Annotated in this window: 24 protein-coding genes and 1 pseudogene; 8 read left to right on the top strand and 17 right to left on the bottom strand. The window is 66.5% G+C overall.

The features are described from left to right. Nucleotides 1–19 precede the first annotated feature (19 nt). Genes AB4Z10_RS18915 through AB4Z10_RS18935 form a run of 5 tightly spaced genes read left to right on the top strand, consistent with a single transcriptional unit; the run spans nucleotide 20 to nucleotide 3860 of the window. Entirely contained in the window at nucleotides 20–745 is a 726-nt protein-coding gene (locus tag AB4Z10_RS18915) for an ABC transporter permease (RefSeq protein ID WP_441471930.1), read from the top strand. A gap of 2 nt (nucleotides 746–747) precedes the next feature. After that, entirely contained in the window at nucleotides 748–1449 is a 702-nt protein-coding gene (locus tag AB4Z10_RS18920; protein WP_441471931.1) for an ABC transporter permease, read from the top strand. Next, complete coding sequence (locus tag AB4Z10_RS18925; RefSeq protein WP_441471932.1) at nucleotides 1446–2219, top strand: ABC transporter ATP-binding protein; 774 nt, start codon at nucleotides 1446–1448, stop codon at nucleotides 2217–2219. The genes AB4Z10_RS18920 and AB4Z10_RS18925 overlap by 4 nt, the downstream gene beginning before the upstream one ends. A 10-nt stretch (nucleotides 2220–2229) precedes the next feature. Further along, on the top strand, nucleotides 2230–2952 hold the full coding sequence (locus AB4Z10_RS18930; RefSeq protein WP_441471933.1) for a GntR family transcriptional regulator: 723 nt from the start codon (nucleotides 2230–2232) through the stop codon (nucleotides 2950–2952). Then, complete coding sequence (locus AB4Z10_RS18935; protein WP_441471934.1) at nucleotides 2949–3860, top strand: homocysteine S-methyltransferase family protein; 912 nt, start codon at nucleotides 2949–2951, stop codon at nucleotides 3858–3860. The genes AB4Z10_RS18930 and AB4Z10_RS18935 overlap by 4 nt, the downstream gene beginning before the upstream one ends. Before the next feature lie 631 nt (nucleotides 3861–4491). On the opposite strand, the gene AB4Z10_RS18940 is transcribed toward AB4Z10_RS18935, so the two are convergent. The 3 genes from AB4Z10_RS18940 to AB4Z10_RS18950 form a co-directional block, all read right to left on the bottom strand. Continuing rightward, nucleotides 4492–4746, bottom strand: coding sequence for a DUF2171 domain-containing protein (locus AB4Z10_RS18940; RefSeq protein WP_441471972.1), 255 nt, complete (start codon nucleotides 4744–4746; stop codon nucleotides 4492–4494). Nucleotides 4747–4873: 127 nt separating this feature from the next. Beyond that, entirely contained in the window at nucleotides 4874–5155 is a 282-nt protein-coding gene (locus AB4Z10_RS18945) for a chaperone modulator CbpM (protein WP_441471935.1), read from the bottom strand. Next, the gene (locus AB4Z10_RS18950) at nucleotides 5152–6054 is read right to left on the bottom strand and encodes a DnaJ C-terminal domain-containing protein (RefSeq protein WP_441471936.1); all 903 of its coding nucleotides are present in this window, start codon (nucleotides 6052–6054) and stop codon (nucleotides 5152–5154) included. Before AB4Z10_RS18950 ends, AB4Z10_RS18945 begins: the two co-directional genes overlap by 4 nt. 134 nt (nucleotides 6055–6188) lie before the next feature. On the opposite strand from AB4Z10_RS18950, the pseudogene AB4Z10_RS18955 reads away from it, so the two are divergent. Next, nucleotides 6189–6308: pseudogene (locus AB4Z10_RS18955) on the top strand (IS3-like element ISMxa1 family transposase); the annotation flags it as partial. A gap of 13 nt (nucleotides 6309–6321) precedes the next feature. Here the strand turns inward: AB4Z10_RS18955 and AB4Z10_RS18960 are convergent. The 14 genes from AB4Z10_RS18960 to AB4Z10_RS19025 form a co-directional block, all read right to left on the bottom strand. Continuing rightward, nucleotides 6322–6471: an enoyl-CoA hydratase-related protein gene (locus tag AB4Z10_RS18960; RefSeq protein ID WP_441471937.1), complete on the bottom strand. Its 150-nt coding sequence runs from the start codon at nucleotides 6469–6471 to the stop codon at nucleotides 6322–6324. A 75-nt stretch (nucleotides 6472–6546) separates the two neighbouring features. Then, nucleotides 6547–6744 carry a Clp protease/crotonase-like domain-containing protein gene (locus AB4Z10_RS18965; protein ID WP_441471938.1) on the bottom strand — a complete coding sequence of 66 codons (198 nt, stop codon included), beginning with the start codon at nucleotides 6742–6744 and terminating at the stop codon, nucleotides 6547–6549. Between the two features lie 138 nt (nucleotides 6745–6882). After that, nucleotides 6883–8175: a TRAP transporter large permease gene (locus AB4Z10_RS18970; RefSeq protein ID WP_441471939.1), complete on the bottom strand. Its 1293-nt coding sequence runs from the start codon at nucleotides 8173–8175 to the stop codon at nucleotides 6883–6885. Then, a complete protein-coding gene (locus AB4Z10_RS18975; RefSeq protein WP_441471940.1) occupies nucleotides 8172–8717 on the bottom strand; it encodes a TRAP transporter small permease in 546 nt (181 codons plus the stop codon). Before AB4Z10_RS18975 ends, AB4Z10_RS18970 begins: the two co-directional genes overlap by 4 nt. A gap of 61 nt (nucleotides 8718–8778) precedes the next feature. Beyond that, on the bottom strand, nucleotides 8779–9810 hold the full coding sequence (locus tag AB4Z10_RS18980; protein ID WP_441471941.1) for a TRAP transporter substrate-binding protein: 1032 nt from the start codon (nucleotides 9808–9810) through the stop codon (nucleotides 8779–8781). A 59-nt stretch (nucleotides 9811–9869) separates the two neighbouring features. Then, nucleotides 9870–11396, bottom strand: coding sequence for an AMP-binding protein (locus AB4Z10_RS18985; protein ID WP_441471942.1), 1527 nt, complete (start codon nucleotides 11394–11396; stop codon nucleotides 9870–9872). 4 nt (nucleotides 11397–11400) lie between these two features. Further along, nucleotides 11401–12111 (bottom strand): ABC transporter ATP-binding protein, encoded by a 711-nt coding sequence (locus AB4Z10_RS18990; RefSeq protein ID WP_441471943.1) that lies wholly within the window; start codon nucleotides 12109–12111, stop codon nucleotides 11401–11403. Beyond that, nucleotides 12108–12839: an ABC transporter ATP-binding protein gene (locus AB4Z10_RS18995; RefSeq protein ID WP_441471944.1), complete on the bottom strand. Its 732-nt coding sequence runs from the start codon at nucleotides 12837–12839 to the stop codon at nucleotides 12108–12110. The genes AB4Z10_RS18990 and AB4Z10_RS18995 overlap by 4 nt, the downstream gene beginning before the upstream one ends. After that, nucleotides 12836–13846: a branched-chain amino acid ABC transporter permease gene (locus tag AB4Z10_RS19000; RefSeq protein ID WP_441471945.1), complete on the bottom strand. Its 1011-nt coding sequence runs from the start codon at nucleotides 13844–13846 to the stop codon at nucleotides 12836–12838. Before AB4Z10_RS19000 ends, AB4Z10_RS18995 begins: the two co-directional genes overlap by 4 nt. Further along, the gene (locus AB4Z10_RS19005; protein WP_441471946.1) at nucleotides 13846–14721 is read right to left on the bottom strand and encodes a branched-chain amino acid ABC transporter permease; all 876 of its coding nucleotides are present in this window, start codon (nucleotides 14719–14721) and stop codon (nucleotides 13846–13848) included. Before AB4Z10_RS19005 ends, AB4Z10_RS19000 begins: the two co-directional genes overlap by 1 nt. Before the next feature lie 67 nt (nucleotides 14722–14788). After that, nucleotides 14789–16009, bottom strand: coding sequence for an ABC transporter substrate-binding protein (locus tag AB4Z10_RS19010; protein WP_441471947.1), 1221 nt, complete (start codon nucleotides 16007–16009; stop codon nucleotides 14789–14791). 67 nt (nucleotides 16010–16076) lie between these two features. Beyond that, on the bottom strand, nucleotides 16077–17129 hold the full coding sequence (locus tag AB4Z10_RS19015; protein WP_441471948.1) for an alcohol dehydrogenase: 1053 nt from the start codon (nucleotides 17127–17129) through the stop codon (nucleotides 16077–16079). 17 nt (nucleotides 17130–17146) lie between these two features. After that, the gene (locus tag AB4Z10_RS19020; RefSeq protein WP_441471949.1) at nucleotides 17147–17917 is read right to left on the bottom strand and encodes an SDR family NAD(P)-dependent oxidoreductase; all 771 of its coding nucleotides are present in this window, start codon (nucleotides 17915–17917) and stop codon (nucleotides 17147–17149) included. A gap of 20 nt (nucleotides 17918–17937) precedes the next feature. Continuing rightward, a complete protein-coding gene (locus tag AB4Z10_RS19025; RefSeq protein WP_441471950.1) occupies nucleotides 17938–19461 on the bottom strand; it encodes an aldehyde dehydrogenase in 1524 nt (507 codons plus the stop codon). 262 nt (nucleotides 19462–19723) lie between these two features. On the opposite strand from AB4Z10_RS19025, the gene AB4Z10_RS19030 reads away from it, so the two are divergent. After that, nucleotides 19724–20947: a CaiB/BaiF CoA transferase family protein gene (locus AB4Z10_RS19030; protein ID WP_441471951.1), complete on the top strand. Its 1224-nt coding sequence runs from the start codon at nucleotides 19724–19726 to the stop codon at nucleotides 20945–20947. 11 nt (nucleotides 20948–20958) lie between these two features. Continuing rightward, a complete protein-coding gene (locus AB4Z10_RS19035) occupies nucleotides 20959–22125 on the top strand; it encodes an acyl-CoA dehydrogenase family protein (RefSeq protein WP_441471952.1) in 1167 nt (388 codons plus the stop codon). The last annotated feature ends 2 nt before the right edge of the window (nucleotides 22126–22127 follow it).

Raw genomic sequence — 22127 nt, forward strand, 5'->3', positions numbered from 1 at the left:
CGCAGGCGGGCAGGACGAGATGGATGACAGCCTGACATTGCTCGGCTTCGGCCCGGAGGGCTGGGGCCATGCTCTGCTGAACGGCGGGCTGATGACGCTCGCCGTCTCGGCCAGCGCCTTCGCGCTCGGGCTCGGGCTCGGCACGCTCTGCGCCTGGGCGCGGATCGCCGGCTCCGCGCCGGTGCAACGCCTCGCGCAGGGCTATGGCGTGGTCATGCGCGGCATCCCGGATCTGCTGGTCATCTATCTCTTTTATTTCGGCGGCCGGCAGATCGCGTCCACCGTCGCCAAGCAGTTCGGTCATGTCGGTCCGGTCGAGATCAGCGGCTTTGCCGCCGGCTGCCTCGCGATCGGCCTGCTTTCAGGCGCCACGCAGGCGGAAGTGCTGCGCGGCGCCTTCCATGCCATCGCGCCCGGAACGCTAGAGGCGGCGCGCGTCACCGGCATGGGCCGCTGGACGATGTTCCGGCGCATCATCGCCCCGCTGGCCCTGCGCACCGCGCTGCCGGGCCTCGGCAACCAGTGGCAGTCGGTCATCAAGGAATCGGCGCTGGTCTCGGTCACCGGGCTCGTCGAGACGCTGCGCGCGGTGACGGTGGCCGCGAACTCGACCGAGCTGCCCTTCCTGTTCTTCCTCGCCGGCGGCGGGATCTATCTCGCCATCACCACGGTCTCCGGCTTCCTCTTCCGCATCGCCGAATGGCGCTCGATGCGGGGGCAGGCAGCAACGACCGGCAGGGGGTAGCGATGGATATCGCATTCATCGCCCAGATCTTTCCCAAGCTGCTCGCCGGGCTGCCGCTGACGCTGCTCCTGGCAGTGCTGGCGCTTCTCGGCGGCGGCTTCATCGCGCTGGGGCTGTCGGGCTTGCGCGCCTCCTCCTGGATCGGCGCGCGGATCGCCGACTTCTACGTCTACATCTTCCGCGGCACGCCGCTGCTGATCCAGATCTTCCTGATCTATTACGGTCTCGCCCAGTTTCCGGCGGTGCGTCACTCGCCGCTCTGGCCGCTGCTGCGCGAGCCGTATGTCTGCGCCGTCCTCGCGCTGATGCTGAACGACGCCGCCTATACCTCCGAGATCCTGCGCGGCGGCCTTCGCGCCGTTTCCACGGGTGCGATCGAGGCCGCGCGCGTCTCCGGCATGACGCGCCTGACCATGCTGCGCCGGATTGTGCTCCCCCTCGCTTTCCGCCAGGCGCTGCCGGCCTATGGCGCGGAGATCACCAGCATGGTCAAGGCGACCTCGCTCGCCAGCGTCGTGACGCTGATGGAGATCACCGGCATCGCGCGCGCGGAAGTCTCCGAAACCTACCGCGCCATCGAGATCTTCCTGTGCGCGGCGGTGATCTATCTCGTCTTGGTGACGGTGATCGCCCGGGCGGTCGATTGGCTCGAGCAGCACCTCTCCCCCTATCGCCGGCCGACCGGCGCCCGGAGCGTGGCATGAAGCCGATCACGGTCAGGCTGACCGACATCCGAAAGAGCTTTGGCGGGCAGGAGGTGCTGCGCGGGGTCGACCTCGCCGCCCGCGACGGCGACGTGATCGCCATCATCGGCGCGAGCGGCTCGGGCAAGAGCACGCTGCTGCGCTGCATCCCGCTGCTCGAAATCCCGGATCGGGGCGAGGTCAGCGTCGGCGATGCGCAGATCCGCATGAGGAATGCCGGCCATCGCTTCTCGCGGGCCGAGCGGCAGACCGTGCGCCGGCTGCGCGGCCAGCTCGGCTTCGTCTTCCAGAGCTTCAATCTCTGGCCGCATATGACGGCGCTGCAGAACGTCATGGAGGTCCCGCTCCACGTCCAGGGGCGGCCGCGCGCCGAATGCCGCGAGGAGGCTGAGGCGATGCTCGCCAAGGTCGGGCTCTCCGACAAGTTCGACGCCTGGCCGGCCCATCTCTCCGGCGGCCAGCAGCAACGCGTCGCCATCGCCCGCGCTTTGGCGATGCGGCCCCGCGCGCTGCTCTTCGACGAGCCGACCTCGGCCCTCGACCCGGAACTGGTCGGCGAAGTGCTGCGCGTCATCCGGGCCTTGGCGGAAGAGGGCCGCACGATGCTGATCGTGACCCATGAGATGACCTTTGCGCGCGAGGTCTCCAACCACGCCATCTACCTTCAGGACGGGCGCGTCGAGGAACAGGGCCCGCCCGAGCAGGTCTTCCTCGATCCGCAGTCGGAGCGCTGCCGCCGCTTCGTCGGCATGCATCGCAGCGGCGTGTGAGGAGCGGCCAGTGCCCCTGACCGACGACCAGCAGCCGATCGAGCGGCTCAGCCTCGCCGATATGGCGATGCGCCGCCTGCGCGATGACATCGTCCACGGCCGGCTGCTGCCGGACGAGGTGCTGACCGAGATCGCGCTGGCAGGCCGCCTCGGGGTCGGGCGCGGCACGGTGCGGACCGCCCTGTTTGCGCTGGAGGCCGACGAACTCGTGGTCCGCGCGCCCTATTCGAACTGGCGCGTCGCCAGCCTCAACGACCAGGTGATCTGGGAAATCTACACCCTGCGGGAAGCGATGGAGGGGCTGGCGGCGCGCATCCTGGCCGACCGGGGCGAGACGCGGCCCAAAGAGCTGCTGGCCGCCGCCTTCGCGAAGCTGGCGCCGGCGGAAGCGAGTTCGATCGACGACCGCGTCGCGGCCGATCTCGGCTTTCACCGAGCGATCGTTGAGGCGACCGGCCACCGCCATCTGATCAAGCGATACGCTGCCCTCTCCACTAAGATGGAATGGCTCTACCGCTGGTCGGAGATGCATTGGCCCGCGCGTTTTCCGCTGGAAGCCGATCATCGCGCCCTGTTCGAGGGCGTGATGCGCGGCACGCCCGACGAGGCGGAGCGCGCCGTGCGCGCCCATATCGATCCCAGTCTCGCCGCCGATCTCGAAGGATACCGCAGTCTGGTCTCAGTGGACGACTTAGGTTCAGAAGCCGCAAAGAGGACACGCGATCCGGCATGAACGAGAGAATGATCCTCCTCGATGGCGGCATGGGCCGCGAGCTGAAGCGCATGGGCGCCCCGTTCCGGCAGCCGGAATGGTCAGCGCTGGCGCTCATGGAAGCGCCGGAAACGGTCGTCGCGGCGCATCGCGCCTTCATCGAGGCAGGCGCCACGGTCATTACCACCAACAGCTACGCGGTCGTGCCCTTCCATATCGGCGAGGAGCGCTTCGCTCAGGACGGCGCGCGTCTCGCCGCGCTGTCCGGCGAACTGGCCCGTCGCGCTGCCGATGAGGAGAGGCTGCGCAGTGGCCGCGGCATCGCTGTCGCCGGCTCGCTGCCGCCGCTGTTCGGCTCCTACCGCCCCGATCTGTTCGATCCGGCGCGGGCGCCCTCCCTGCTGGCGGTGCTGATCGAGGCGCTTCTCCCCTCCGTCGATCACTTCCTCGCCGAGACGCAAAGCTGCATCGCCGAGGCGCTGGCGGCCTGCGCCGCCGTGCGCCCCACCGGCAAGCCGATCTGGGCGTCCTTTACGCTGCAGGACGAGGGCGCGGCCGGCGGCCTGCCCATGCTGCGCTCCGGCGAATTCGTCGCGGAAGCCGTCGCCGCCGTCCGAGACGCTGGTGCCGCCGCCGTGCTCTTCAACTGCAGCCTGCCGGAGGTCATGGGCCCGGCCGTCGACGTCGCCCGCTCCGTGCTCGGCGACGCCGAGCTTCCGATCGGCGTCTATGCCAATGCCTTCCCCGAAAAGACCGGAGATGCCGCGGCCAACGAGGGCCTGAGCGATCTGCGCGACGATGTCGGGCCGCTGCGCTATCGCGACTTCGGGCGGGACTGGCGGCGCCGCGGCGCCGGTATCATTGGCGGATGCTGCGGCATCGGCCCCGACGCGATCTGCGCGCTGCACACCGAATTAAGAGCTGATTGAACGCGCGCTTACCGGCAGTGTGCCAAGTTCCGCATCTGGCGCACGGCCGACTGGTTACCAGAGAGGGGCCGCAAAAGCCGCCTCGGGCCGGAAGCGGACCTGTTTGCTATCAACTCGATTAGCCAATCCAGCGGATGGGCTGCACGGCGGCGGCCATAAGGGAAGCCGCCGACTCGACGACAACTTGGCTCGTCGGCCCCGCTCCATGAATGTGAAATACCGAGCCGATCTTTCGTCGCCCGCCCGTCCGCGACAGGGGATAGCTGGCTGCACCCTGGTTCATCCACCATCCATTTCCCGGCTTGCCCGGAGAGAGCCGCCGATCCGCGGGAGCCATCATCAACGGCCACCACAAAGCGCTGTCGAAGATCTCACGCCATGGCGCGTCCGGAAAACCTCGACCCCAAATCCGTAAGCCACTGGCGCGGCGGTTACGTCAGCAACGCCACGACGGGCTGCGAAATTATGGAAAGAACGCCTGATTTAGTCGACGACCAACTCGATAACCTTCATTCAAATCAAGCCGGTCGCCCGGACTTGATGCTGCTGATGATGCGATACGGCGGCCACAAAAATAACCCGAAGGAATTGGTGGCCCGGCGTCATGCAGGATGTGAAGTCGCTGGTTTCTTCACAGATCGACCGGCTTTCCCGATCCCTCCTCCTCAAGCTTCACGGCGATATCCGCATTGGCGGAAAGGCGCACCTTGTTGCCTTGGACACCGGCGACGAAGCCGAGCTCAATATAGTGATGGTGGCCCTCATGACGGCCGTAAGCATCGCTTTTCTTGAGCTTGATGCGCCCTCCCTCGACACGATCGACCGTTCCGACATGGACGCCGTCGGCGCCGATGAGTTCCATGTTCTCCCTGATCTCGTCCGTCATCCTGAACTCCTCCTGGTTTGAAGCGTGGCCACGCTCGAACGCCGTGCCGGCGGTCATGCCGCCCGCGGCTCCAGCCGTAACCACCGGCGGCTCGGACGGGTTCCATGCGTTTCGCCAGTGGCGTGCTTCAACCCTGGCGCTCCTTCATTCCCTCCCGTAGTTCGGCGAGGACGCGCCGCAGCCCGTGGACCTGGTCCATGAGATTCAAGATCACATCGATGCCCTCGTCGTTGGCGCCGATATCGTCCTTGAGCTGCCGAATGAGACGGGCGCGCGCGATGTCGATATCGTGGAAATGCATCTCGCCGTCCGCCTCCTCCGGGACCAGCCAGCGCTGCTCCAGCCAGAACTCCAGCACCTGCGCCTGCAGCCCCGACGAGATCAGGAACTCCTGCTTGGTCATCCTCATGACACGCCGCCCTCGCGCGGATCGTAGTCCTTGCCCTTCCAGCTCGACACGAAGGCTTCGAGCTCCGGATCCACAGTCTTCGGCAGCACCACCTTCAGCTTGACGAACTGATCGCCCTGGCCACCACCGCGCTTCGGGGCTCCCCTGCCGCGCAATCGCAGCCTGGTCCCAGCATTCGATCCCTTCGGCACAGACATCGTGACGTCGCCCGTCGGCGTTGGCACCCTGACCTGTCCGCCGAGAACCGCCTCCGTGAGCGAGACTGGCAGCTCGAATGTGATGTCGTCACCCTCGCGGGTGAAGCGGCGATCCGGCCGGACCTCGACCTCGATCAGCGCATCCCCTGCCCCGCCCTTGCCTGCGCCGGGTGCGCCCTTGCCCTTCAGCCGGAGCGTCTGGCCATCGACGAGGCCCGGCGGGATTTTCACGTCAATCGTGCTGCCATCCGGCAGATCGAGTCGCTTGGTTCCGCCGGTGATCGAATCGGCAAAGTCGATCACCAGATGGTAGTGCAGATCCTGCCCACGCCGGTTCGCCCGCGCCCTCTGGCTGCGCCGGAGAAGCTCGGCGAAGGCATCGTCCTGATCCATGAAGTCCGCAAAGCCGGAGGCATCGGCATAGGGGTCTCCCTGAGACGAGGTCGCAAAATCCCGATAGTAGTGGTGCTGCGGCCGTTCGGCGCCAGAGGCGTCGATATCGCCTGCGTCGAAACGCCGGCGCTTGTCGGCATCGCTCAGCAGATCATAGGCGACCGCCACCTCCTTGAATTTGTCCTCGGCGGTCTTGTCGCCGGGGTTGAGGTCAGGGTGCAGCTTTTTCGCCAGCTTGCGATAGGCGCTTTGGATCTCGGCGGGTGAAGCCGTCGAGGCAACACCGAGAACCTCGTAGGGATTTTTCACGGGTTACTCCGAAGGCCTATTCGGTGGCGAAGGTGCGAGGCGAATTGTGTCACTTCGCGTGAAATTTGATAGCGGCATGCGTCCCATCTCAGAATGACTTGTGCCCCGACCTGCCGCAACGGCACAGCGTCACCCGCTGCAAGGACGCCGGCGTGCGGCCATCGACCGGCTCCGTCGGCCACGCCTATGACAACGCCATGTGCGAGGGCTTCTTCGCGACATTGGAATGCGAACTGCTCGATCGGCATCGCTTCCGAAAGTGGCCTTTTAAAAACCCTGTCGGCAGCATCGGAGCCTCGGCCTTCTGCCCACAACACGCGGCAGAAACCAGGCTCCGCCATCTCCCGGAATCAGGCCAAGCTTGACGAAATTCTCACCGAAGCTCGCATTCTCGGAGGCGATGCGAAGGTCGCACATCAATGTCAGGTCGCAGCCCGCCGATCGCCGCCCCGTTGACCGCCGCGATGATCGGGATTTCGAGCGCTTCGAGCGTCAGGGCAGGTTCTGGATTCCGCTGCGATAATTGCCCCGCGTTCGCACCAGCAGCCGATCGTTGAGGCCGCTGCCGCTGCCCATCTTCTTCAGATTGCTGCCGCAGGAGGATGCCGTGCCGGCTCCGGTCAGGATCGCGACGCGGGCAGCCGCATCGGCTTGGAGCCTATCCCACGCGGCAAGCAGCGCTGCGACCATATCCTCATCCGAGATCGGATTACGGAGCTTGGCCTGTTCAGAGGCAGGGTGACGATCCCCTGAGGGTCGTCCCGGGAGCGAACCGCTTCGGTCATTTTGCGCCACGTTGAACTGCTGAAATGCGTGAGAGAAGGGCCGTCAGCCGGCCATCATCTTGCGCGGCAGCCAGAGGATGATCTCCGGCCACGCGACCAGAACCGCGATGACGACGATGTGGGCGATGAAGTGCGGCAGCGAACCGCGGAAGATCTCCTGCACCGGCCGCCCCGAATAGCGCGCAACGACGAAACAGTTGAGCCCGATCGGTGGCGTGATCATCCCGACTTCCGCGGTGACGATCTTGATGATGCCGAACCAGAGGGGGTCGAAGCCGAGCACCTTGATCAGCGGCAGCACGATCGGCACGGTCAGGACCAGGATCGCGATCTGGTCCATGAACATGCCGAGGATGATGTAGCCGCACAGGATGAGCGCGATGATCAGCCAGCGCGAGACCTCGAGCGCGCCCACCCAGCCGACGAGCGTCTGTGTGACCTGGGTCAGCGTGAAGAAATAGCCGAAGATCTGGGCGCCGAGCAGGATCATCACGATCATGCAGGTGCCGTTGGCGGAGCGGCGCAAGACGCGCACCAGCGCCGGTAGCGTGACCTTGCCGTACCAGGCCGCAATGGCGAGCGCGCCGGCGGCGCCGAGCGCCGAAGCCTCTGTTGGCGTGGCGATACCGGTATAGATGACGCCGGTCACTGCTCCGAACAGGACGACCATAGGGCCGACAACCCTGAGCCAGGCGATCTTCTCGCGCCACGGGACGGGTTTTGCCGGCGGGGCGCGGGAGGGGTCGAGCAGCACCAGTACGTAGACCGTCGCCATGATCGTGAGCATGACGAGAATGCCGGGAATGATGCCGCCGATCAGCAGCGCGCCGATATTAACCTCGGCAAGCAGGCCGAAGATGACGAGCGCGACACTGGGCGGGATCAGCATTGCGAGGGTGCCGGAGATCGCGACGACGCCGCCGGCCATCGCCGGCTCGTAGCCCTGCTTGAGCATGGCCGGCAGGCTCGTCGCCGAAAGCGTCGCAGCCGAGGCGGTGCTCGTGCCGCAGATGGCGCCGAAGCCGGCGCCGGCCAGCGCCGTCGCCATGGCCAAACCACCCCGCACCCGCCCCATCCACGCTGCCGTCGCGCGGAAGAGATCGTCGGCGACGCCGCTGAGGAGCACGAGCTCGGCCATCAGCAGGAACATCGGGATGGTGATGAGCTCATAGGCTCCGACGGTCGAGAGCGGCGCAGTCTCGAGGATGCCCGAGAGCATCGACATGCCGCCCACCAGCCACAGGCCAAGGACGCCCGATGCGATCATGGCGAAGCCGACAGGTGTGCCGATGGCGAGCAGGAAGAACAGCACGCCCAGTCCGATGGCGACGATCATTCGAAATGTTCTCCCTCGCCATGCCCGATCCTGACCGGCACGAAATCCCGGCCCGTGGCGAGACTGAGCAACTGGGCGATGAACTGGACTGCAAGCCGCACCGTCATGAGCCCGCAACCGAGCGGCACCAGCGCGAGCGACGGCCATGTCGGCCAGGGAATGGCACCTGACAGCACGTCGCGGGAGGCATAGGCATCGATCGTCCTCAGCGCACCGAAATAGGTGATGAGCGCGAAGACGAGTGCGCCGATCGCCGCGGTGACGAGTTCCGTCAGCCGGATCGTGCTGGGCGGAAACGTCTGCTGCAGGATATCGACATTGACATGCGCTCCCTCGGTATAGGCGGCCGACAGCGAGAGAAAGAACACGGCGGCGACGAGATAGAGCGAGATCAGGTCATAGGCCCAGGACAGCGGGCTGTGGAAGAAGTAGCGCATGATGACGTCGCAGAAGACGATCAACATGATCACGAACATCGCGGCAGCCGACAGCCAGCCGAGAGCATTCTCGACCACGGACAACGCACGCAGGACCGACTTCATCTGAGTTCCTTTCGGCAGAGGCAGGCGACGCGGGCTGAGCTCCCGCGCCATTTGCGGCAGCTCAGCCGCCAGCCTGCTTCTTCAGCAGAGCCCGGAACTCCTTCAGCACCTCGCTGCCCTTCTTGCCGCGCCCGTCGAGGCCCTTGGCCCATTCGTCACCGACCGCGCTGAGCTTGCCTGCTATGCTGGCATGCATCGCTGCCGGCAGAGGAGCGAAAGTGACGCCGGATGTCTTCAGCTTCTGCCGGGTCTCGTCGTCCTGGCGATCGACCTCGGCGCAGGCGCTCTTGTTAACGACCTCAGCCGCCTCGGCCATGGCCTTCTGCGTCTCGGGGGCAAGCTTGCTCCAGGCGGCGTCGCTGATCGAATAAGCGACGATGAAGCTGCCGAAATTCTCGCCTTCGGTGGAGTGCTTCACCAGCTTGTCGACATTGTAGGAGATCACGCTGTCGAGCGGGAACAGCACGCCGTCGAGCGTGCCGCGCGAGAGCGACTCGTAGGTGTCGGGCGCGGCCATGCGCACCGGCGTCGCACCGATGCTGCGCAGGGTCAGGTCCTGCGCGCCGCCTGTCGTGCGTAGCTTCAGTCCCTTCAGGTCCGCATCGGATGCCACAGGCGCCTTCACCGTCAGAATCTGATAAGGCGGCAGCGCGACGGCGAGCAGCAGCTTGATCTTGTTGGGCGTGTAGTCCTCGGCCGCCACGAGCCCGTTGCGCGCCGTTTCCAGATAGGCCTTCGTGCCCTCGCAAGCCGTGGTGAAGCCGCCCGGCAGCATCGCGACCTCGGAAGCCACCATCTTGTCCGACACATAGGCCGGCGCGACATAGCCGATATCGACCACGCCCGATTGCGTCAGCTTCAACATGTCAGCCGCCTTGCCGATCTGCTGGCTCGGGAAATAGTCGAAAGTGACGCCGCCGTTCGTGCGCTTGGTGACCTCCGCCATCCAGGGCTGGATGATCAGCTTCACAAGGTAATGACCCGCAGGGAAGGAATCCGCCACGCGCAGCTTGCGGGTCTCCGCCTGGACGGAGGCGCTCAGCACGCCGAGCGCCGTCACGGCAAGGCATGCCGCCATCAGGGTCCTGTTCATGTGTTGTCCTCCGTCTCGAATGGGGGCGCGTTGCGGCCGCGCTCTTGAGGTGGGTGGCTTCAACCGGCCTGTCGGCGCAGCTCCGTCTTCAGGATCTTGCCGTAGGAGTTCTTCGGCAGGGCCTCGAAGAACCGGTATTGCTTGGGCTTCTTGAAGCGAGCGATGTGAGCCTCGCACAGGGCGTCCAGCTCTGCGGTGACGACGGAAGCGCCTTCATGCAGGCTGAGCGCCGCGACGACTTCCTCGCCCCAATCCGGGTGTCTGCGCCCGAAGACCGCGACTTCCGCGACGGCCGGGTGCAGGAGCAGCACCTCCTCGACCTCGCGCGGATAGATGTTCACGCCGCCGGAGATGATCACATCCTTGGAACGGTCCTTCAGCGTCAGCAGGCCATGCTCGTCGAGCGAACCGAGATCTCCGGTATGAAGCCAGCCGTCGTGCAGCGCCGCCGCGGTCGCCTCCGGATTGTTCCAGTATCCGCTCATGACGCTGTCGCCGCGGACCAGAACTTCCCCGACCTCGCCGGCGGGCAAGGACGCGCCGTCACTGCCGGCGACCCGCAGGGAGACGATGGCCTGCGCATAGCCGACGGACCCGAGCCGGTGATCGAGCAGACCGTCGCCCGTATCCTTGTGAAGGCCGCGCGGCAGCACCGTGATCGTCATCGGGCTTTCGCCCTGACCGTAGATCTGGACGAGGCGTTGGCCGAATACCTCGAGCGCACGCCGGCTGTCCTCCACATACATCGGACCTCCGCCATAGATGATCGTCTTCAGGCCTGCGCGTTCGGCATCGCCAATCACGCCGGCATTCATCAGGCGGGTAACGATCGTCGGCGCGGCGAAGAAGGCGCAGCCTCGATGGCTGCGCAGCAGCGAGGCGAGCTCGGCCGGGTCGAACCGGCCGCTCTCGGGCACGACCTGGGCAGCCATGCCGGCGACATGCGGCAAGGCATAGAGACCCGAGCCATGCGAGAGCGGCGCCGGGTGCAGGATGCAATCCCCGGGCGAAACCGTGTCGACCTCTGCCAGGTAGCCCAGCGTCATCGCTAACAGGTTGCGGTGGGAGAGCACCGCCCCCTTCGAACGGCCCGTCGTGCCGCTGGTGTAGAACAGCCAGGCTGGATCGCCGGCGATGACATCGCGTTCAGCAGCTTCCTCCGATTGAGCGAGAGTGCGATGATCCCGGCTGCCAATGGCGACGACCGGGGGCAGGCGCTCCCGCATGAAGCCCAGCGCCTCCGAGACCGTGCCGGCCAGATCCGCGGTGGAGAAGACGAGGGCCGCGCCGGAGTCGTCGAGGATATGAGCGACCTCCCTGGCGTGGAGCTTCGCGTTCACCGGCACGCAGATCAGCCCGGCGCGCCAGCAGGCGAAGAGCAGCGCGAGATAGTCGGGGCAGTTGCGCATCACCAGCGCGACGCGGTCACCGGGCCGGAGGCCGTGGCTTTCGACGAGCCCCCCTGCGAGCCGCGCCGCCAGCGCAGCCCATTCCGCATAGCTCCAGACCGGCGCCGTGCCCTCGTAGACGGCGATGCGGCCGGGGGTCAATTTGGCGGCGCGGCGGAGGAGGGCTGCGATGTTCATGGCGTCATTGTCCCAGATAGGCCGCGCGAACCTGGGGGTCGGCCAGCAGCTGAGCCGCTTCTCCGCGCAAGACGATCTCGCCCTGGCGCAGGACATAGCCTTCGTCGACAGAGCGCAAGCTGAGCTGGACGTTCTGCTCGACCAGAAGCAGGCTGAGCCCCTCCCGGGTGAGCGTGCTCAGGACCTCGAAGATTTCAGCGACGACCTTGGGGGCGAGGCCGATCGAGGGTTCGTCGAGGACGAGCAGGCGCGGGCGCGTCATAAGCGCCCGGCCGATCGCGACCATCTGCTGCTCTCCGCCGGAGAGTGTGCCGGTGCGCTGGCCGGCGCGCTCACGCAGGCGCGGGAACAGCCCGTAGACCCGCTCAAGCCCCTGCTCGCGATGCTCCTTCGCGCTTCCGAAGGTGCTGGCTGCGACGAGGTTCTCCTTCACCGTGCATTCGGGGAAGAGCATCCGCCCCTCCGGCACCGTGCCGATCCCGGCGCGCGTCCTGTCGGAGGCCTTCATCGCGCCGAGCGTGGTTCCGTCCCAGGCGATTGTGCCGATGCGCGTGGGCAGCAGACCGTTGATCGCCTTGACGATCGTGCTTTTACCCGCGCCGTTGGAGCCGATCAGCGCGACGCGCCGGCCGCTTTCGATGGTCAGGTCGATGCCGCGGATGACATTGGCCTTGCCGTATCCGGTGGCAACGCCTTGCAGGACGAGGCRGCTCACGAGACGGCACTCCCGAGATAGGCTTCCTGCACCTGGGCATCGGCCAGCACCGCGCGGGTTGCGCCTATTGCCAGCATCTCGCCGAAATTGAGCACGATGGCGTTTCCGCAGAGTTCACTGATGATCGGCACGGAATGCTCGACCATCATGATGGTGACCCCTTCCGCGTTGATCCGCCGGATCTGTTCGCAGAGTGAGGCTGCCTCCGTCGCGGTCAGGCCGGCCAGCATCTCGTCGAGCAGCAGCAGGCGCGGCTCCGTCGCGATGGCGCGCGCGATCTCGAGGCGGCGCATCTCCGCGACGCTGAGCCGCTCGGCGTCGAGATCGGCGAGATGCGACATGCCGACCCGCCCCAATGCCAGCCGGGCATGCTGCTCGGCGGCGGCGGACGCATGGTGACGGGCGAAGGCCGCGACCTTGACGTTCTCCAGCACGCTCATGCCGTGGAAGGGGCGCACGATCTGGAACGTCCGGGCCAGGCCGAGCCGGCAGATCTCGTGCGGGCGCAGGCCGTCGATGCGGCGCCCGTCGAGAAGCACCGTGCCGGCAGACAGTGGCAGCAGCCCCGACAGGCAATTGAACAGGGTCGTCTTGCCGGCGCCGTTCGGCCCGATGATGCCGAAGATCTCGCCGGGCATCACCGTGAAGCCGACATCGGAGACGGCCTTTAGCCCACCGAACGACTTGCCGAGCCCTGCGACGGCGAGCAGTGGCTGCTGCTGGCTCACGGTGCCGCCTCCATGGCGAGGGCCCTCCCGGCCGCGTTCCGCTTCCCCGGAAGGATCCGCCGGAGGCGCGCGCTCAGCACGCCGCCGAGCCCTTGCGGCAGCACCAGCGCCAGCACGATCATCAGCAGCGCATAGGCGACGATGTTGACGCCGTGGAAGCTGGAGCCGAGATAGGTCCGCAGCAGCTCGCCGGCCGGGATCAGCAGCGCGGCGCCGAGCAGAGGCCCCCAGAGCAGGCCGAGGCCGCCGATGATGCCGAAGACCAGCAGCTGGATCGAGAGCTCGACGCCGAGCGTCGAGCGCGGATCGACGAGGGCGAAGGTGTTGGCGAAGATCGCGCCGCCGAGCGCGGTCAGCGCGGCGCTGAGCGCGAAGACCACCAGCTTGTAGCGCATCGCCGGCACACCGAGCGCTTCAGCCGCCCCCTCATTGTCGCGCAGGGCGCGCCAGTAATACCCTGGCCGGGCCGTCAGGAACGCCTGGGAGAGGATAAGCGTCAGGGCGAGGAAGGCGACGATGATCAGGCCATAGGGCCATTTCTGGTCGAACTGCAGGTAGCGCAGCGTCTCGGAGGAGGAAGGCAGCATCATGCCGTCGGACCGGCCAAGCCAGAGCGCGGACGAGACGAGCAGGAATGCCACCTCGCTGAAGGCGAGCGTGGCGATCGAGAAGAAATAGCCGCGCAGCCCATAGCGGAAGCAGAGCAGCCCGATGAAGAGCGCGCTCGCGACAGCCAGCAGGACCGCGATCGGCCAGGTCGCGAGTGGGCCGAGCCCGAAGCCGACCTGGCCGTAGGCGACGGTGTAGGCGCCGATGCCGAAGAACAGCGAATGGCCGAGCGAGACCAGGCCAGTGAAACCCGCCATCAGGTTCCAGGCGACGGCCACGGTGCCGATCAACCCGACCATGATGAAGATTTCCATGAAGTACGGGTCGGTGAGGCTGAAGCCGAAGCCGGCGATCGCGAGCAGCGTCGGTATCAGCGCGGGAAGGAAACGGCGGAGCATCAGCGCGACCCTCCCGCCGGGACGAGGCCTTCCGGCCGCAGCAGCATGACCAGGATCAGCAGCGCAAAGGGCACGGCAGCGGCGACCGAGGCGGTCAGCCAGGACGCAGCGATGCTCTCGGCGATGCCGACCAGCAGCGCCCCGATCAGCACGCCGCCGAAGGAGCCCATGCCGCCGACAATGACGATGACGAAGGCCTTCAGGGTGAAGAGCTGGCCTACATGCGGGTTGACGTAGAGCGCCGAGACCATCAGCGGCCCGGCGATTCCGAGCGTGCCGAGGCCGATCGCCATCGCCCAGCGATAGGTGCCGCCGATATCGATGCCGGAGAGCGCCGCGCCGTCGCGCGACTGCGAGACGACGCGCATGATCAGGCCGAGATCGGTCTTGCGCAGGACGACGTAGAAAAGCCCGAGCAGGATGATCGAGGCGAGAGCGGCGATCGCCTGCGGCATCTGGATCAGCACCGGACCGAGCCAGATGCTCGCGGTGGAACGCTCTTGCGTCACCAGCAGGTTGTCGGCCTTGAAGACGACGAGCGCGAGATACTGCAACAACAGCGACAGGCCGAGCGTGACCGCCATCTGGTTGATCTCCGGCACCTTCAGCGCCGGGCGGATCAGGCCGCCGAAGAGCAGATAGCCCATCAGCATCAGCACGGGCGCGACCAGGAAGACGGCCAGGATCGGGTCGACTCCCAGGAAGGTGAAGGCGAGGTAGCCGCCATACATCGCGAGCATCAGGAACTCGCCATGGGCGAAGTTGACGATGCGCATGACGCCGAAGACCAGCGTCAATCCCACGGCGACGAGCGCGTAGATCGCTCCGTTGGTGAGCCCGCTGAGCATGGCCTGGAGAAAGATGGTCGTCGACATGCGGCTCCTCGCGCACCGCGCCTCTGCCTCGCGGCGAAGGCACGGCGGATCGTGACGGGTCGGCCGGTCAGCCCTGGACGGGCGCCGGCGGGCGGACGGCGACGGCTTCCGGCCAGACGGTGACGAACTTGCCGTCGATGGCCTGAACGATGACGCAGGTCGCGGGCGATTGCCCTTGCTCGTCGAAGGAGAGCACGGGGGCGGGCAGCACCGCGGCGGGCCCGTCCGTGATCTTCAACGTGGTCAAAGCCTCGCGGATCGCGTTGCGATCGGTCGATTTGGCGGCGTCGGCGGCGAGCGCCAGCGCATAGGTCGCGACGAAGGCCTGGGCCTGGTTGCTGAGCGGGGTTTCGCCCGGATGGGCTTCCGCGAAGGCCTTCACGAAGGCCAGGCTCGCCGGCCTGTTCAGGTCGGGGGACCATTCGACGACGCCGAAGCTCCGGTCGCTCGGCTTGCCGGCGGCGAGCACCGTCTGGTTCACATGCGCGCCGCCGAAGCCGACATAGAGCGGCCGGAAGCTCTGGGCGGCCAGGGCGCGCAGCAGCACCGTCGAATCCTCGGCATAGGCGCAGGTCAGGAGCCCTTCGGCTCCGCTGGTGCGCAGCTTGGTGGCGATGGTGCTGAAATCGGGCGTGCCGGTGCGGAAGGTCTCGTCCGTCAGGATCGGATAGCCGCGCCCAGGCATGACCGAGGTGTAGTTGCTGCGCACCGCCTGGCCGGCCGGACCGTCCTCGGTGGCGAGCGCGATCTTGCCGACCGAGATCCCCTTCGACTTCTGATAGTCGAGGAAATCGGCGATATACCCGCCGAACCACTTCGCCTTCACCGCCGTCCGGAAGACATATTTCATGCCCTGCTCGGTCAAGGCGTCGTTGACCGCGCTGGTGATCATGAAGGGGGTGCGGTTGCGGTCGGCGATCTGTGCCGCAGGAATGGTCGTGGCCGAGGCCCAGGCGCCGGTCAGCGCGCTCACCCGTTCGCGGCTGATCAATCTCTCCGCCTCGGCGCGCGAGACCTCAGGCTTCGACTGGATGTCGGTGACCAGCAGCTCGACCTTGGCGCCTCCGAGCGATTTGAGGCCGCCCGCGTCGTTGATCATCTTGGCGGCGAGTTGATGCGCCTTGAGCATGCGGATGCCGTCCGAGGCGTGGACGCCGGTGGTGGGCACCAGGACGCCGATCTTCAGCGCTTCCGTCGCGGCGCTGCCGCGGGAGGGGATGATGGCCGGCATGGCTATCGCCGCCCCCATTAGCAGCGTCTGCCTGCGGTCGATTCCGGATTTCGTCATGGTTGCCTTCCCTCCCTCATGAATGCGGCGACGGGTTCCTTCGCCCGTTGCCGTTCTGGTTGTCAGCTCATGGGCACAGCACCGCGCGGCCGACAAAGCGGCCCTCGCGAAGACCGACCAGGGCATCGTTGGCGCTTTCGAGCGGCAGCCGCGTCACCGGGATCGGCGCGATCTTGCCGGCGCGGGCCAGCGCGAGGAGCTCCCGCAACTCGGCGAGATTGCCGACCAGGCTGCCCTGGATGCGGGCCGCCTTCATCGGAATGAGCGGCAGCGACCATGGCGCCGTGCCTCCGAACAGCCCGACGATCACCAACGTCCCGCCCTTGGCGAGGGCGTCGAAGCCCAGGGCTGCCGATTTTTCGTTTCCGACGAGATCGACCACCGACTGGGCGGGACCCCCGACGGCCTCGGCGATCTGCGCCAGTGYATCGGGCGCCGCGCCGTCGATCGCCGCGATGGCGCCCGCTTCCAGGGCCGATCGGCGCTTGGCCGGGTCGAGGTCGACGAGAACGGCGCCGACGCCGCCGAGGGCGCGCAGGATTTGGATGCACATCAGCCCGAGGCCGCCGGCGCCGATCACCAGGACGGGCTGACGCTCGATCTGGTCGCCGAGCTTCCTGAGGGCGCTGTAGGTGGTGACGCCGGAGCAAGCGAGGGGAGCCACCTGCGCCGGGTCGAGATCACCGATCGGCAGGAGGTAACGGGCATCCGGCACGCGCAGGTATTCGGCATAGCCGCCGTCGCGGTGGACACCGAGATAGCCGGCCTTGGCGCAGTAGTTCTCGAAACCGTCCCGGCAGGTCTGGCACTGGCCGCAGCCGATCCAGGGATAGGCGAGGCATCGTTCGCCCAGGGCGACGCCTTCGGCCTCCGGCCCGAGCGCAACGACCTCGCCGACCGTCTCATGCCCCATGGTGATCGGCAGCGCCACACCGCGGTCCCGGAGCGAGAGCTTGCGTCCGGCTCCGAGATCGTAGCCGCCTTCCCAGAGATGGATATCGCTGTGGCAGACGCCCGCAGCCTTGACTCGCATCACGACCTCGCGGCCGGTCGGAACCGGCTGCGGCTTCTCGGCTGCGGCGAGCGGAGCGCCGAACTCCTCGATGCAGAAGAAGCGCATGCTTTCCCCTTTGACGTTCAGCGGGCCGTGAAGCCGCCGTCGACCGGCAGGGCGACGCCGGTGACGAAGGACGCGTCGTCGGATGCCAGCCAGAGCGCGGCATGGGCGATTTCGTCCGGGCGGCAGAGCCGGCCGAGCGGCACGGCTGCGAGCAGCTTCTTCTCGTTCGCGGCGGCTTCGGCCGGATCGCCCGAACGGCTGGTGAAATTGAACGCCATCGGCGTGTCGGTGAGGCCCGGGCAGATCACGTTCACGCGCACCTTGTCGGGCGCGAATGTCTGTGACAACGACTTGGTCAATCCGACGACGGCGAACTTGGCAGCCGAGTAGACCGGGCTGAACATCGAGCCGACGAGCCCCGAGACCGACGCTGTGAAGATCAGCGAACCGCCCCCGCGGTTGCGCATGTGCTTGATGACCTCGCCGGCTGCGAGCGCTGCCGAATCGACGTTCAGCGCCATCGCTCGGTCATAGGCCCCGAGATCGAGATCCTCGATGCCGGCGGGACCGGGAATGCCGGCATGCGCCCACATGACGTCGATACCGCCGAGGCGTGCCGCCGCCTCATGGACGGAGGAGCGCATCACCTCCTGCCGGGAGAGGTCCGCCTGCAGCGTCTCGACATTCTGCCCTCTTGCCTTCGCTTCGGCAGCAAGTTGCGCGAGCGCCTCGGCGTTGACGTCGATCGCGACGACCTTCGCACCTTCGCGCAGGAAAAGCTCGACTCCGGCCTTTCCCATTCCCGACGCCGCCGCGGTGATGACGGCAAGCTTGTCCGCAAGACGCATGGTCGTTTTCTCCGGCTGTTCTATTGTGCGTAGGCGTCCGGGAACTGGCCGGTCGTGCTGACGACCGTGGTCCGCGTTTCCAGGAAGTTGTCGAGCGCTTCGAGCCCGTTCTCGCGTCCCCAGCCACTGCTCTTGAAGCCGCCGTAAGGCGTCGACCAGCGGATGTAGCGGTAGGTGTTCACCCAGACGATGCCGGCCTGAATGCGCGCGGAGACGCGATGCGCCCTCCCGACATCGCGGGTCCAGAGGCCGGCGGTCAGCCCGTAGGCCGTGTCGTTGGCGATCGCGACCGCCTCCTCCTCGCCGGAGAACGGGATCAGCGCGGCGACCGGGCCGAAGATCTCCTCGCGGGCGATACGCATGTTGTTGGCGACATTGGCGAAGACCGTCGGGGCGACGAAGAAGCCCTTGGCGAGCGGGCCGTCCGACAGACGGTTGCCGCCGGCGACCAGTTCCGCGCCCTCGGACTTGCCGATGTCGATATAGGAGAGCGTCTTGTCGAGCTGTTCGGCATGGGCCTGCGGCCCCATATGCGTGGCTTCCTCGAGCGGCATGCCGACGCGGACCTTCGTGGCACGCTCGGCGAAGGCCGCGACGACGCGGTCGTAGATCGGCCGCTCCACCAGGACGCGCGAGCCCAGGGCGCAGCTCTGGCCGCAGACGGCCCAGGCCGACGAGGTCGCGGCATTGACGGCCTGGTCGACATCGGCGTCGGCGAAGATGATGTGCGGTGCCTTACCGCCGAGCTCGAAGGAGAAGCGCTTCAGATTCTCGGCACCATTGCGCAGGATCGTCTTGGCCGTGCGCCCCTCGCCGGTGAAGGCGATCTTGTCGACGCCCGGATGGGCGACGAGATGGGCGCCGGCATCATGGCCGTTGCCCGGAACGACGTTGAAAACGCCGGGCGGGAAGCCGGCCTTCTCGATCAGCCTGGCGAGCTCCAGTGCCGTGACTGGCGTTTGCTCGGCCGGCTTCAGCACGACGGCGCAACCGGCCGCGAGTGCCGGCGCGACCTTCCAGGTCGTCGTCAGCATCGGCGCGTTCCAGGGCGTGATCGCGCCGACCACGCCGACCGGCACGCGTGTGGTGAAACAATGCACCGAATCGTCGATCGGGATGGTCCGGCCGGAAATCTTGTCGGCCAGCGACGCGAACCACTGATACCAGTGGTGATGCGCGCCGACGTCGCTGCGCGCCTCGCGGATGGCGCGGCCGGAATCCCGTGATTCCAGCACGGCCATCTCGCCGGCGAACTCGCGGTAGAGATCGGCCAGGCGCCGCAGCAGCGCCGCCCGCTCCCAGCCCGGCATGCGGCGCCACGGTCCCTCGAAGGCTTCGCGGGCCGCGGCGACCGCGCGATCGATGTCGCGCGGTCCACCGAATGCGACCTCCGCCCAGGGCAACCCCGTCGCCGGGTCGATGCTTTCGACGAGGCCGCCATCGAGTGGCGCGACCCATTCGCCGCCGATGAAGAGACGATCGTAGCGGCGGAGCGAACCCGCGGGCTTCTGCGATTGCAATTCGGAGTTCAACGCAACGGCCACGGGCGCCTCCCGTTCATGGGCTGGGCAAATATGTACACAGTCATGAATTCGGGTGTCAACCGACAGAACCGGGCAGGGCAAAATTCGAATTTGAATTTATCATGTTGATTCCACTGCAGTAATTTTTCCTGCGGGTCACAGTCGAAGGTCTTGCATCGCAGCAAATCGTCGCCGCGGCGCAGCATAGATTTCATCTTTTCTGAACAATAAATCTCTGTATATGAATTATGAGCAGGCCGCCGAGGCTTGGAAAGGACGAGGCATGGGTCCACTCGAAGGCATCAAGATCATCGACATGACGTCGGTCCTGATGGGGCCCTATGCGACCCAGATGCTGGGCGACATGGGGGCGGACGTCATCAAGGTCGAAGCGCCCGACGGGGACGTCACACGGCAGATCGCTCCCTCGCGCAACCCGGGCATGGGCGCGATCTATCTCAACGCCAACCGGAACAAGCGCAGCATCTGCCTCGATCTCAAGCAGAACGCGGGACGGGAAGCCCTTCTCCGGCTGGCGGCCGATGCCGACGTACTGGTCTACAACATTCGTCCGCAGGCGATGCGGCGGCTGGGGCTGGGCTACGAGACGCTAGCAGGCATCAATCCCCGCCTCGTCTATGCCGGGCTCTTCGGTTTCGGGCAGGGCGGCCCCTATGCCGCGAAGCCGGCCTATGACGACCTGATCCAGGGCGCCTCGGTGATGTCGTCGCTCATCGCGAAGGCGGGTGACGGCACGCCGCGCTATGTCCCTTCCGCCATCGCTGATCGCGTGGTCGGCCTCGCCGCGGTCGGCGCGATCTGCGCCACGCTAGTCAATCGCGACCGGACCGGCCTCGGCCAGCAGGTCGATATCCCGATGTTCGAGACGATGGTCGGCTTCGTGCTCGGCGACCATCTCGGCGGCCTGACTTTCGAGCCGCCCATCGGCGGCGGCGGCTATGGCCGCCAGCTCTCGCCCGAGCGCCGCCCGTATCGGACCAGCGACGGCTATGTCTGCGCGCTGATCTACACCGACAAGCAATGGGCGAGCTTCCTGGAGGCGATCGGCCAGGCGGACCTGCCGCAGCGCGATCCGCGCTTCGCGAATTTCGCCAACCGGATTGCCAATATCGACCATGTCTATGGCGAATTGGGACGCATCTTCGCGCAGCGCAGCACGGCCGAATGGCTGGAGCTGCTGGAGCGCGCCGACATTCCGTCGATGCCGATGCATGATTTCGACAGCGTGCTGAGTGATCCGCATCTCGCGCAGACCGGCTTCTTCCAGCCTGTCGACCACCCGACCGAAGGGCGCCTGCGCATGATGCGCCTCGCCACGACATGGTCCCGGACCCCGTCGGAAATCATGCGTCTGCCGCCCCACAAGGGCGCGGACGGCATCGCGATCCTGCGCGATGCGGGCTTTTCGGATGACGAGATCGACGAACTCGCGGCGCAGCGGGCTCTGCTCGCCACGGAACGCACGCCGGACATGGCGGATAGTTGAGGGACGACCCGATGGATTTCAGGCTGAGTGACGACCAGGAAGCGATTCGCGACGCGATCTCCGCGATCTGCAAGCGCTTCGGCGACGACTACTGGTTGAAGCGCGATCGCGAGGGCGGCTTCCCGCAGGACTTCTATGCGGCCTTCGCAGAGGCCGGCTGGCTCGGCATCTGCATCCCCGAGGAGTATGGCGGTTCGGGACTCGGCATCACCGAAGCCGCGATCATGATGCGCGCCATCGCCGAATCCGGCGCCGGCATGTCGGGCGCCTCCTGCCTGCACATCAACATCTTCGGCCTCAATCCAGTGCTCGTGAACGGCACCGAGGAGCAGAAGCGGCGCATGCTGCCGCCGATGGTGCAAGGCAAGGAGAAGGCCTGCTTCGCCGTGACCGAGCCCAATACCGGCCTCAACACGACGCAGCTCAAGACGCGCGCCGTTCGCAAGGGTGACCGCTATGTCGTGGACGGCCAGAAGGTCTGGATCTCGACCGCGCAGGTCGCCGACAAGATCCTGCTATTGGCTCGCACCACCCCTCTGGAGGAGGTGAAGAAGCCGACCCATGGCTTGAGCCTGTTCTACACCGATTTCGACCGCAACCGGATCAAGGTGCACGAGATCGAGAAGATGGGCCGCAAGGTCGTCGACTCGAACGAGCTCTTCATCGAGGGCTTCGAGATTCCAGTTGAGGACCGCATCGGAGAGGAAGGTCGGGGCTTCGAATATATCCTGCACGGCATGAATCCCGAGCGGGTGCTGATCGCGGCCGAAGCAATCGGCCTCGGCCAGCTCGCGCTCTCGCGGGCGACGGCCTATGCGAAGGAGCGCGTCGTCTTCAACCGCCCGATCGGCCAGAATCAGGCGATCCAGCATCCGCTCGCTCGCAACTGGATGCAGCTTGAGGCGGCCTGGCTGATGGTGATGCGCGCGGCCTGGGAATATGATTCCAGCCTGCCCTGCGGCGCCAGTGCCAATGCCGCGAAGTATCTCGCCGGCGAGGCCGGCTTCGATGCCTGCCAGCAGGCCGTCATGACCCATGGCGGCTTCGGCTATGCCAAGGAATTCCATGTCGAGCGCTATCTGCGAGAGGTGATGATTCCGCGCATCGCGCCGATCAGCCCGCAGCTCGTGCTCTGCTTCATTGCCGAGAAGGTGCTCGGCCTGCCCAAATCCTACTGAGC

The organism is Allobosea sp. RAF48, assembly GCF_052114025.1.
Lineage (GTDB): Bacteria > Pseudomonadota > Alphaproteobacteria > Rhizobiales > Beijerinckiaceae > Allobosea.

What these genes read in the sequence shown, in the direction of transcription:
- AB4Z10_RS18915 (WP_441471930.1), top strand. Translation starts at nt 20, where the DNA reads ATGGATGACAGCCTGACATTGCTCGGCTTCGGCCCGGAGGGCTGGGGC.
- AB4Z10_RS18920 (WP_441471931.1), top strand. Translation starts at nt 748, where the DNA reads ATGGATATCGCATTCATCGCCCAGATCTTTCCCAAGCTGCTCGCCGGG.
- AB4Z10_RS18925 (WP_441471932.1), top strand. Translation starts at nt 1,446, where the DNA reads ATGAAGCCGATCACGGTCAGGCTGACCGACATCCGAAAGAGCTTTGGC.
- AB4Z10_RS18935 (WP_441471934.1), top strand. Translation starts at nt 2,949, where the DNA reads ATGAACGAGAGAATGATCCTCCTCGATGGCGGCATGGGCCGCGAGCTG.
- AB4Z10_RS18940 (WP_441471972.1), bottom strand. Translation starts at nt 4,746, where the DNA reads ATGACGGACGAGATCAGGGAGAACATGGAACTCATCGGCGCCGACGGC.
- AB4Z10_RS18945 (WP_441471935.1), bottom strand. Translation starts at nt 5,155, where the DNA reads ATGAGGATGACCAAGCAGGAGTTCCTGATCTCGTCGGGGCTGCAGGCG.
- AB4Z10_RS18960 (WP_441471937.1), bottom strand. Translation starts at nt 6,471, where the DNA reads ATGTGCGACCTTCGCATCGCCTCCGAGAATGCGAGCTTCGGTGAGAAT.
- AB4Z10_RS18965 (WP_441471938.1), bottom strand. Translation starts at nt 6,744, where the DNA reads ATGGTCGCAGCGCTGCTTGCCGCGTGGGATAGGCTCCAAGCCGATGCG.
- AB4Z10_RS18970 (WP_441471939.1), bottom strand. Translation starts at nt 8,175, where the DNA reads ATGATCGTCGCCATCGGACTGGGCGTGCTGTTCTTCCTGCTCGCCATC.
- AB4Z10_RS18975 (WP_441471940.1), bottom strand. Translation starts at nt 8,717, where the DNA reads ATGAAGTCGGTCCTGCGTGCGTTGTCCGTGGTCGAGAATGCTCTCGGC.
- AB4Z10_RS18980 (WP_441471941.1), bottom strand. Translation starts at nt 9,810, where the DNA reads ATGAACAGGACCCTGATGGCGGCATGCCTTGCCGTGACGGCGCTCGGC.
- AB4Z10_RS18985 (WP_441471942.1), bottom strand. Translation starts at nt 11,396, where the DNA reads ATGAACATCGCAGCCCTCCTCCGCCGCGCCGCCAAATTGACCCCCGGC.
- AB4Z10_RS19000 (WP_441471945.1), bottom strand. Translation starts at nt 13,846, where the DNA reads ATGCTCCGCCGTTTCCTTCCCGCGCTGATACCGACGCTGCTCGCGATC.
- AB4Z10_RS19005 (WP_441471946.1), bottom strand. Translation starts at nt 14,721, where the DNA reads ATGTCGACGACCATCTTTCTCCAGGCCATGCTCAGCGGGCTCACCAAC.
- AB4Z10_RS19010 (WP_441471947.1), bottom strand. Translation starts at nt 16,009, where the DNA reads ATGACGAAATCCGGAATCGACCGCAGGCAGACGCTGCTAATGGGGGCG.
- AB4Z10_RS19020 (WP_441471949.1), bottom strand. Translation starts at nt 17,917, where the DNA reads ATGCGTCTTGCGGACAAGCTTGCCGTCATCACCGCGGCGGCGTCGGGA.
- AB4Z10_RS19030 (WP_441471951.1), top strand. Translation starts at nt 19,724, where the DNA reads ATGGGTCCACTCGAAGGCATCAAGATCATCGACATGACGTCGGTCCTG.
- AB4Z10_RS19035 (WP_441471952.1), top strand. Translation starts at nt 20,959, where the DNA reads ATGGATTTCAGGCTGAGTGACGACCAGGAAGCGATTCGCGACGCGATC.